Source organism: Shewanella inventionis, assembly GCF_014641855.1.
Taxonomy (GTDB): domain Bacteria; phylum Pseudomonadota; class Gammaproteobacteria; order Enterobacterales; family Shewanellaceae; genus Shewanella; species Shewanella inventionis.
The window spans coordinates 1-10,219 of record NZ_BMII01000070.1; the positions used below are offsets into that span (position 1 = coordinate 1).

Annotated in this window: 6 protein-coding genes and 2 pseudogenes; 1 reads left to right on the forward strand and 7 read right to left on the reverse strand. The window is 43.8% G+C overall.

Features of this window, described 5'->3' with window-relative positions; genetic code table 11:
• Window positions 1-126: 126 nt before the first annotated feature.
• From IEW93_RS21180 to IEW93_RS21205, 6 genes and pseudogenes are all read right to left on the reverse strand, one after another.
• Window positions 127-666, reverse strand: a pseudogene (locus tag IEW93_RS21180) (SulP family inorganic anion transporter); the annotation flags it as partial.
• Between the two features lie 186 nt (window positions 667-852).
• Window positions 853-2,109, reverse strand: coding sequence for a sensor histidine kinase (locus IEW93_RS21185; RefSeq protein WP_188741191.1), 1,257 nt, complete (start codon window positions 2,107-2,109; stop codon window positions 853-855).
• On the reverse strand, window positions 2,106-2,795 hold the full coding sequence (locus IEW93_RS21190) for a response regulator transcription factor (RefSeq protein WP_188741192.1): 690 nt from the start codon (window positions 2,793-2,795) through the stop codon (window positions 2,106-2,108). The genes IEW93_RS21185 and IEW93_RS21190 overlap by 4 nt, the downstream gene beginning before the upstream one ends.
• Window positions 2,796-2,813: 18 nt before the next feature.
• Window positions 2,814-5,972, reverse strand: a complete 3,159-nt coding sequence (locus IEW93_RS21195) for an efflux RND transporter permease subunit (protein ID WP_188741193.1) — start codon at window positions 5,970-5,972, stop codon at window positions 2,814-2,816.
• Between the two features lie 3 nt (window positions 5,973-5,975).
• On the reverse strand, window positions 5,976-7,181 hold the full coding sequence (locus tag IEW93_RS21200) for an efflux RND transporter periplasmic adaptor subunit (protein WP_188741194.1): 1,206 nt from the start codon (window positions 7,179-7,181) through the stop codon (window positions 5,976-5,978).
• On the reverse strand, window positions 7,178-8,584 hold the full coding sequence (locus tag IEW93_RS21205) for a TolC family protein (RefSeq protein WP_188741195.1): 1,407 nt from the start codon (window positions 8,582-8,584) through the stop codon (window positions 7,178-7,180). Before IEW93_RS21205 ends, IEW93_RS21200 begins: the two co-directional genes overlap by 4 nt.
• 252 nt (window positions 8,585-8,836) lie before the next feature.
• Between IEW93_RS21205 and IEW93_RS21210 the strand changes: the two genes are divergently transcribed.
• Window positions 8,837-10,054: a CHASE4 domain-containing protein gene (locus tag IEW93_RS21210; RefSeq protein ID WP_188741196.1), complete on the forward strand. Its 1,218-nt coding sequence runs from the start codon at window positions 8,837-8,839 to the stop codon at window positions 10,052-10,054.
• On the opposite strand, the pseudogene IEW93_RS21215 reads toward IEW93_RS21210, so the two are convergent.
• Window positions 10,051-10,219, reverse strand: a pseudogene (locus IEW93_RS21215) (ISAs1 family transposase); the annotation flags it as partial. The gene IEW93_RS21210 and the pseudogene IEW93_RS21215 overlap by 4 nt on opposite strands.

The window sequence follows — 10,219 nt, forward strand, 5'->3', positions numbered from 1 at the left end:
CAATGAGGGAAAACGTTAAACAATTTATCTTGCCCAAAAAACGAAAACGGCCCAAAAGTAGGACCGTTCGAATTAACAAAACTCGCTATCCAGTTAAGAGAAGAAACTCTTAACTGAATGGTGTTACGGTATTGCCTGGGTTAAGGTGGCTACCTTACCCACAAAGCTTTCAGGCATCTCGTTAATGGTTAATCCAAAAAAGTCTTTTACTTGCAGCACAGCAATAACAACAGCAATCCCGCCGGTAAAACCTAACGTCACTGACTCAGGAATGTATTGAATAAAACGACCCAAGCGAAACAACGCCATGATAATCAGCATCACGCCAGATAAAATGCTCGCAAGTAACAGCCCTGATAAACCGTATTGATGCACAATAGGATAGAGAATGACCACAAACGCGGCCGTTGGCCCAGAAATGCTATACCGCGATCCACCTGTGAGTGGGATAATAAACCCAGCAATAATGGCTGTGTATAAACCGTATTGCGGTGCCACGCCAATGGCAATTGCTAATGCCATGGCCAGAGGAATGGCAATAATACCAACGGTTAATCCTGCTAATAAATCTTTAGTGAATGCATTGGCATTGTAGGGAGCGTCTTTTAAAGACTCTCGGAGCGCATGCCCGATACGAAGAGAAAATAAATGTGTGCGGTATTTCATTGCGGCGATCCCATACCCTAGTACGGCGTCAAGATACCCCTCATTATAGGCCGATTGCCCGCTAGCACAATCAAATTAAGTTACCACTTAATGATAATTTTATTATCATCATATTATAATAAAATTAGCAGTCAAACATCATAAAAAAAGCCACGCTATGTGGCTTTTATTCAAGTGACAATCTCGCTAGCGAATAAAATCAATCGACACTTTACGGCCTCGATTAGTTTCTATGTTTTGATATTGCCAATGGTATTGGCTAATCAAACGAGTTGTTAATTCAAGCCCTAGGCCAAAGCCTAAATCCTCATTGCTGCTCGCGTAAGAGTCACATTGATTGATAATAACCACCTGATGACCAGCCTGCTCAATAGTCACCAGCCCTTCTTGAGTATGCTGAAACGCATTACGAATAAGATTGGTCATAATGATGCGACATAAGGTGTTAGGTAACAGCTGTATAGACTCATCGGTGGCGATGTTAATTTCAATATTTTTGCCGTGGGTTAAATAGCGTAAATCTTGAACCAGTTGGCGAATAAGCTGACCTAAATGTACCTCATTTAGCGGCAAGCTTTTTTCTTCTTGGCGAGTTAACCATAACAGGGTTTCTGTTAAGTCTGTCATGGTGATCCCCGCACGCTCAATTCGGCTAACCACCTGTGCTTGTTTGTCTGTGGTTGCGCCTTTGCTGATCATTTTTTGGAGTAGCTCAGTATTCGTACGCACAACCGCAATGGGCGTTCGTAACTCATGACTGGCATAACTTAAAAACTGTTGCTCGCGCGCTAAGCTCTCTTGTACCTTGCTTAAACTGCTTTTGATAATGCTGGCGAGAGTATTGAGTTCGCTGTAGTGAAAATCAGGTGTTGTTTGCTCAAGTTGCTGAGTATTGAGCCCTTTTGCCCAGTTTTTTAACCTATCTACTGGCAACGTAACACGTCGCATAACCCAAATTAGCACCACAGAAAAAGCAACAATCCCTAGTACTGCGGTAATAAATATCATTAAAAAATACGGTGGACCACTGCGTTTAAATGCACCTACTTTATTACGATCAAAGACCATTGATACAAAACGAGTTTCAGTACCATAGGCCACTTTCATCGTAAAATAACCCGCATCTGGCGGGGTAATGAGATTACCGCCAATAATGGTTTTATGCAGCACATTTAATTCTGTTGGTGGTTCAAGCATAACTTGACGTACGTTTTCAGGCAGATCTTGCCAGCGACTTGCCACCGTAAACGACTCAAACTGATAAGGCTTTGCGTCTGATACATTTTGTTGCTGGCCCTGAGCATACATAGATACCCGCAAAGAAGAGTCCATACCGGCAATAAAGTAATGCAAGCTTAATGCAGACAAAATCAATATTGTGCCAATGCCAGTGACCAACATCGCAAGCAACACATACAGCCGAATACTGGGGATAATCTTCATGATGACTGGCTTTCCTTTATTGCAAAACCGTAGCCACTCATGGTGTGAAGTAGCTTGTGTTCATGGTCTGCGTCTACTTGTTTACGTAAATTAAAAATGTGTACTTTTAAACTGTTGCTGTCGGGTTGCTCATCGCCCCACACCATTTGCATGAGTTTTTCGCGTGATACCGGGTTTGGGCTAGCGCGCATCAGTACGGTTAAAATTTTTAATGCGGTTGGCGACAGTTTGAGTTCGCTTTGCGCTCGAAATGCCTGCTTTTTTTGCACGTCAATCACCAAGTTAGCAACAGCTAAACGCTGCACTTGGCCACTACGACGACGCGCTAACACCTTAATGCGTACAATCAATTCTTCCATGGCAAATGGCTTAACCAAATAATCATCGGTGCCATTGGCAAAACCGCTAAGTTTGTCGTCTAGGGTGTCACGCGCGGTGAGCATTAACACGGGCACATCTATGCCTTCTGCCCGAATAGATTCACACACTTGCAGACCATTCATTTTGGGTAAATTTAAATCCAAAATAATCGCGTCGTAATGGTTTTGCTGTATTAAATGAAGCCCAGCCAAACCATTGGCGCTGTGATCGCACAAGATATCTTCAAGCGCTAAATACTCGATAACCGCTGTAGCAAGGTCAAGGTCATCTTCAACCAATAATAATTGCAACTTATCTGTGGTCATCGAGCAAACTCCTTAGTGTTATACCGACGCTGTCACGTCGTGATTTGGGCGTAACTTATTCATGATATTGGCGATAAACTCTTTTGCTTCACATTGGATCAATAGCAATGACGGTGTCAAAATCAAGGTGATCACAGTGGCAAACAAAATACCATACCCAAGTGCCGCAGCTGCAGGAATTAAAAACTGCGCTTGTAATGAGGTTTCGCCTAACAGTGGTGCTAAACCTGCAAATGTGGTCACCGATGTGAGCAATACTGCACGTAAACGCCCGGTGCATGACTCAACAATGGCATCGTGTACCGACAAGCCCTCTTCTTTAATCAATTCATTAAAGCGCGACACTAGCAATAAACTGTCGTTTACCACCACTCCACTGAGCGCCAATATACCATTTAACGATAAAATACTGATGGTTAAATCATTGATCCAATGGCCTAAAATAGCTCCTACAATACCAAATGGAATCGCGGTCATAATGATCACTGGCTGCACATACGACTTAAGCGGGATCGCGAGTAAGGCATAAATCGCAATTAACGCCAGCACAAACATCGACTCAATTGAGCTTGTGGTTTCGGCCTGTTGCTCCGCTTCACCGGCAAAATTAAAGCTCACGCCAGGGTATTGCACTTCTAGTTGTGGCACTAACGTTTGCTTAAGTTGGCTCACTAGCTCATTAGAGGCAATTTTGTCTTTGTCTAATACCGCACTAATATACACTGCCCGCTGACTATCAATGCGGGTGATATTTGACGCTTGATAATCATTAACAATATCTGCCACATGGCTTAACGGCACTATGGTACCGTCGCTAGTACGCACATTAGCAAGCTTAATATCCCCTATGGTTTGACGGTCTTCGTCTGGGTATCGCACTCGCACTTTTACTTCGTCTTTGCCGCGTTGAAAACGCTGTACCACGCCGCCGCCAAAAGACTGCAATACTTGAGCCGACAAGGTTTCGGTATCAAACCCAAGCGCACGCCCTTGTGCGGTTAATTCAAAGCGATATTGTGGCTCACCTAAGTCTAGGTTGTTATCGATACCACTCACACCGTCCATGGTTTCAATAGCCGCTTTTAATGCCTGGCCTGCAGCAAACACAGACTCGGTATTACTGGCTTTAATCTCTACTTTAAAGTTATCAAGCATTTCTTTTTTGGCTAATACTTTTAACTTTTTAACCCCTTCCATTTGGCCAACGGCCTCGGTCCATTTTAGGGTAAATTCTTTTAGGTTATAGGGCGCATCTGTTGCTAACTCAACCTGTACCTGGCCAGAGTCACTACTGCTAGCAAGCACATGTAAACTTTTAAGATAACGAGCTGAATCATCGTCGCTGTACTTGGCAGACAGCTCAGCATCAACACGTTTTGCAGCAGCCTCTAAAGTGGTTAAATTTTTATAGGTTTGACCAAAGCTGGCATCATTTTGCGTCGAGAAATCAGCAACCGCAGTGTCGCCAGTAATGTCTGGGAAAAACGCCACCCTAACACTACCTGTTATTGGCATACCGGCCACCACAATAAACATGGCTATAAACACCATGACTACGGCATAACGAAAACGCAGTGCAAATTCAATTAATGGCTCATAAATCACTCGGCTAGACCACTTTAAACCGCTGTCGGCAGCATGTTGAATATGGCTAAACCATGATTTTTTAGCACGTTTTTTTGTATCAATATGGGCTAAATGAGACGGTAAAATAAACTTAGATTCCACCAGCGACAACATTAAACAAATGGCGACAACGGTACCAAACTGGGCATAAATTTGCCCTAGGCGCCCCTCAACATTGGCTAGCGCCACAAAGGCCACCACAGTGGTGAGTACACCAAAAATGGTCGGTGTGGCCACTTTTAAGGTGCCTTTTATGGTGTTGTCTATGTTGTCACCGTATTTTTGCCTGGTGCTGTAAACGCTCTCCCCCACGACTACGGCGTCGTCTACCACAATACCCAACGCCATAATAAAGCCAAAGGTGGTCATTTCATTCAGGGTTAACCCAGCAAAGCTATTGCCCATAAAAAACAAGGTACCAAAAAACACAAATGGCAAGCCTGCAGCAACCCAAAATGCCACACGAAGGTTTAAAAATAACGCCAAAATAATAAACACTAACGCAATACCGCTTAATGCATTTTTAATCAATAAGCTTAGGCGTTCAGTAATTAAGGTACTCTTGTCGTGCCAGGTGGCAATATTGACATTGTCGGGCAAGATATTTGAATTTTTCCACTTTTCAACCACTTGCTTAGCTTGATCAACAATATTAACGATATCGCCATTTTCGTCCATCACAATTTCTATGGCGCTCGAGTTAGCATTGTTATAACGAGATAACACAAAGGTGTCGTCGGCAAAGTCATCATTTACAGTGGCAATATCGCCAAGGGTTATCATTGACCCCTGGGTGGTAGTAATGATGGGCAGAGCCATAAAATCTTGTTGCTGATATGCCTGATCTGACACTTTTAAACGCACGGTTTTATCGTCGTTGTACAAGCTGGTCGATATTGAGGTGGCTGATTCTGCGTTAATGGCATTTGCAACAGACGCTAATGTTAACCCATAGGCTTGCAGTTTACCTTCATCGACTTCAATTGAAATCATCGGCTCTGCTTTGGCTTTAATCTCGAGATCATGAATTGCATCTTGGCTTAATAGATCTGACTTTAATTGCTCAGCTAATGCTTGCAATGTTGCGCGGTCGGCGTCGCCGTATATCTCAATCCATAGCGCGTGATCTTGCATACGCATTTTGTCGATAACCGGGTTTTCTGCTTCGCTAGGAAAGTTATAAATGGCATCCACATTGGTTTTAATGTCGGTCAGCAAGGTATCTAAATCATACGAGCTGGTTTTCTCAATAATCACACTACTGCCATTGGCATTAGAGGTTGAGGTGATGCGTTTAATCCCGGGGACAGTTTCTAAGGCATCTTCAATTTTAATTGCGATACCTTCTTCGGCTAATACTGGGTCGCCACTGTCGTAGGTAACAGATACAGTCACACGGTCTGGCTCTAAACTCGGAAACGCCTCTTTGCGTAAACTATTAAGCGAAAATAGACCAACAACAATGATGCCTATAAGCAATAAGTTAGCCGCCACAGAGTTTCTGGCAAACCAGGCTATTGCGCCAGTTTGAGTTGATTGAGTACCAAACATGGTTTACACCTCTACCTTAGCAAGCACTTTGGTGCCCACTTTAAAACTGCTTAAAGGTCGTTTAACAATTTGCATTTTGGCTGGCATGTCTTGCTTATTTGTCATCGGTGTCACATAAACAAAACCGCCTTTCTCGAACGCAATATTGGCAGCAGACTTAGCTAATAAACCGTTATCATCAACAAACCAAATATCACCTTGCTGTGAAATAGAAGACGAAGGCAATTGCCATAAATTGTCTATCGATTGGCCGTTAATCCGTGTTTTAACAAAAGTGCCGGGGTACAGATCAGATTGCTGCTCTAATGGGTTGTCGACCACCACAATTAATGAACGTTGGCGACTTGTTTGGGTTAAATGCTGTTCAACTCGCTCTATATAGCCGCGCCATTGTTTAAGACCATCGGCACTTTCTACCGTGACACCCCATGGCGTTTTAGCCAATTCTGCATTGTCAAACGCCGGTAAGGTTTGCCATTGCTGCTCCGATAAAGGCACGCTAACTTCGACTTCAGCCACACTGTATAAGGTGCCAAGCAGCGTGCCGGTTTGCACATAACTACCTGGCTGCACATCACGGCTAACCACTAAGGCATCAAATGGCGCGGTAATTTGGGTGTACGCTAGGTCTTGCTTGGCTTTTTTAAGTGCAAGTTTGGCATTGTCTAATGCAGCAGTTGCTTGGGCTAATTGTGGTGTACGTAATACCAGCGGTGACGCTGGCTCGCCAGATAAACCTGAACGCAGCCACTCAGCTTTAGCTTGTTCGCCTTCGCGTTGCTCCTCTAATAAATCAAGTTCTGCCTGCGCGACATCGGTTTGCGCTTGGGTTAATGCTTGCTGGTAACTGGTGTCATTAATTTTGCCTAGCACTGTGCCTTTTTTGATCACCTGGCCTGATTCAAATTGACGATCAATCAGAATCACTTTGCCACTCACTTCTGCGCTTAAGGTTAATTCAAAGCGCGGTTTGGCTTCACCAAAACCAATCACTTCTGCTTGATAGGCCTCACCAGTGGCAAGTACCACTCCAACTTGAGGAAGTAAGGTGGCGGGAGCCACGTTCTCTTGCGGTTTGACCTGAGCTTCAGTTACAGGTGGTTTTTTATTAGGCGCTGGCGGTAATTTAGAGGCGGTATAACCTAATGCTGCAAAAATGCTGCCCACAGACAATACAGTGACAATAACGTTCATACGGTTAAGTTTCATGCGGATACCCCTAGACCTAATGCCAGGCCTAAATCAATACGGTTAACAAGACGGTTATAAATGGTGGTGGCAAGCTGCGCTTCAATATCGTAGGTTTGCTGCTGCACTGTGAGTAAATCGAAAATATCAACCAAACCCTGGCGATACTTTTCTTCGTAACTCACAACACTTCGCTCAGCACTCATTTGTGCCTCGATTAAATATTGTTGCTGTTTAGCGAGTGAATACTCTTGGCCTACGCTGTTTTCAACTTCGTTGACAGCGTTAAGCAAGGTTTCTTGGTAAATCCAGTAATGTTGCTCAGTGGTTAAGCGTGCTAATTCGGCTTGCGACTTCAACTTTCCGCCTTGAAATATCGGTGCAGATAACTGCCCAAGTACACTCCACAGTGGCCCAGTAAGCAGTGCGTCACTTGGCGACTGCGCAACATCGGTTAAACTGGCCGATAAACTGATAGACGGTAACATGGCTTTATAAGCGGCATCGGTACGTAATGATTCTGCTTCGATATTATAAAATGCGGTTTTAATGTCTGGACGGCGGCCAAGATTTTGCTCACCAAGTACACTAATTGGGTTGATGACGGCTGGAAATTTCGCGGCGATATCGGCGGCTAACTCTTCACCGGTCCATTGCCCGGTTAACAAGGTTAAGTCGCGTTGACTTTGGGCAAGCAGCTCTTGGTAACTCGCTAATGTTGCGCGCGTACTAGCCGCGCTGGTATTGGCGTTATCAAGGTCTTCTAAACTGCCTAAACCTACACGATAACGCGCCATAATCAGTGCTTGGTTGTTTTCAAGTACCGCTAAACGTTGTGTTTCTATGGCCACTAATTGCTGCTGTAAGCTAATGTCTAACCAACTGCGCATCACATTTGCAGCCACTAAATCTTTGGCGCTTTGTAAACTGGCTTGTGAGCTTGCAATGTCTTTTAGGGCAGCATGACTGCTATTAGCAATTTTCTGCCATAAATCTAATTCCCAGCTTACGGTAATGTCGGTGGTGTAGCTGTCGTCACTGTCTTCTGTTGCTGAGCCACTAAAGCCCGCATCAACCGAGGGTAAACGACTTGCAGAGGTGATCCCGTGCTGAGCGTAGGCCATATTTAACGCCACAACGCTTTGCTGCAAACTCGGGTTGTTTGCTAGTGCGGTAGTAATAAATTGCTGTAATTCTGGCACGTTAACAAGGTCGGTTAATGTCGCGATAGCAACGGGTGAAGATGCTTCGGTATCACTTTGCTGTGATTCTGCCAATAGCTGCGCCAATAAGCGTTGGCTAAAATCTGCCTCAGTTTGGCTCGCCTGGTCACTATAATTGGCATAATCAACGCTGCTACAGCCTAAAAGGCTCGACACCATCAGCGCGAGCATTGCGTTACGTAAAGCCGGTTTTACCATCATAATTTGCGCCTTAAAACGTGTGTATAACACCATAATGGCACTAGCATAACGATGGGCAGGTTAAGGAGGGGTTAAGGTAAACACCTAATGCGCGATTATTGTCTCTAATCTTAGTAAGTAATAAGGGGTAAGTTTTACCCAATATGCTCTAGCGCTGATCTTTTGCCTATTGATTATATTTCTAATTTTTAAAATTTAACCTATTCTAGATTATTAGGTTCGCTGGCTGATTGTTACTCCAATTGAGGCTGTATGGCAAAAGCAAAAAATCACACAATGACTAACAGTATTGGCCGTTGGATGCTCTATTCAATGACAGTGCTTTTGATCATTGCTGGTACATGCTTTCTCTGGATTTCAACCCACCTAATCAATTCGCGTTTTGATAATTTTGATGTGAAATTTTACGAACAACAACTGGTGCGCGTGAACAGTGTCATTGAGCAAAATAATTTGGCCTTTGAAGCAAGCCTGATTGATTATGCCCATTGGGACGACACTGACCGGTTTGTTCGTGGTAATAATCCTACCTACATCGAGGACAGTTTTCCTCCAGAGGCACTTGAAAATATTCAAGTTGATGGTGTTATTGTGACTCATATAGATGGCAACACAGTCACAGCACCAGTGATGGCTCAAGCTGGCAGTTTAATCTCGATGCCTGAGGATTTATGGGCAGCGCTGAAACCAGTATTACCTTCGCTGATGTCGCCTAATCAATCGACCGTAACCAGTACGATTGTTTGGCATAATCATATTGGTGTTTTACTTTCTGGTGTCGCCATTACCAACAATTACAAAGATGCACCTACAAGCGGTTATTTGTTTTTTGTCCGTCTGTTAGACGATTCGTTTTTGACTATTTTACGCTCATCAGCTCTTGTGCCCTTTGATTTGATCGAAAGCCCAACTACGACACAATCAATCACGTCAATCGAGCATCAAAATGATGCTATGGCCCAATGGCACGCCACGCAAACATTGGCTGGGTTGGCTGCAAAAATACAGGTGCAAGGCGGGACTCACTTGCAGGCAGAACGGGACCTCACCTTCACATTATTACTATTTGGCGTAATAGGTGTAACCCTGGTATCACTCATTGGTCTTTATTGGATTGTATATTTTAAAGTATTAAACCGACTGCATATATTTTCGGACCTTGCAGACCAATATCGACAAGCGCCCCATTCAGCCGTTCGTTGGCCAGTTAATGGTCACGATGAATTAGACAATCTTGCACAGTCGCTAAATGAATTTATTTCCGAAGTGGAAGTTAGGCATGATGATTTGCATCATTTAGCACATCACGATCCTCTAACCGGTATAGGCAATCGACGACTATTGCACGCACAACTCGACATCAACATGCGCCAACACGAGCTCAATACTCGGTTTTCGAGCACATTACTGTTACTCGATCTTGATGGTTTTAAATTACTAAATGATCAGGGCGACCGCATGAGTGATTAAATTTCAAGCAAACTGGTAAATCCTGCCCTTAACACTTCTTCTAAATACTCAGGTTTCATCCATGCTCGTTTTTGTTTCATCGGGATACTTCCCTTAGATGATTCTGAGCGGAGCATATTTAACGATAGTTTGCGTAATAATGACCAATTCTCTGCTGCATGATTT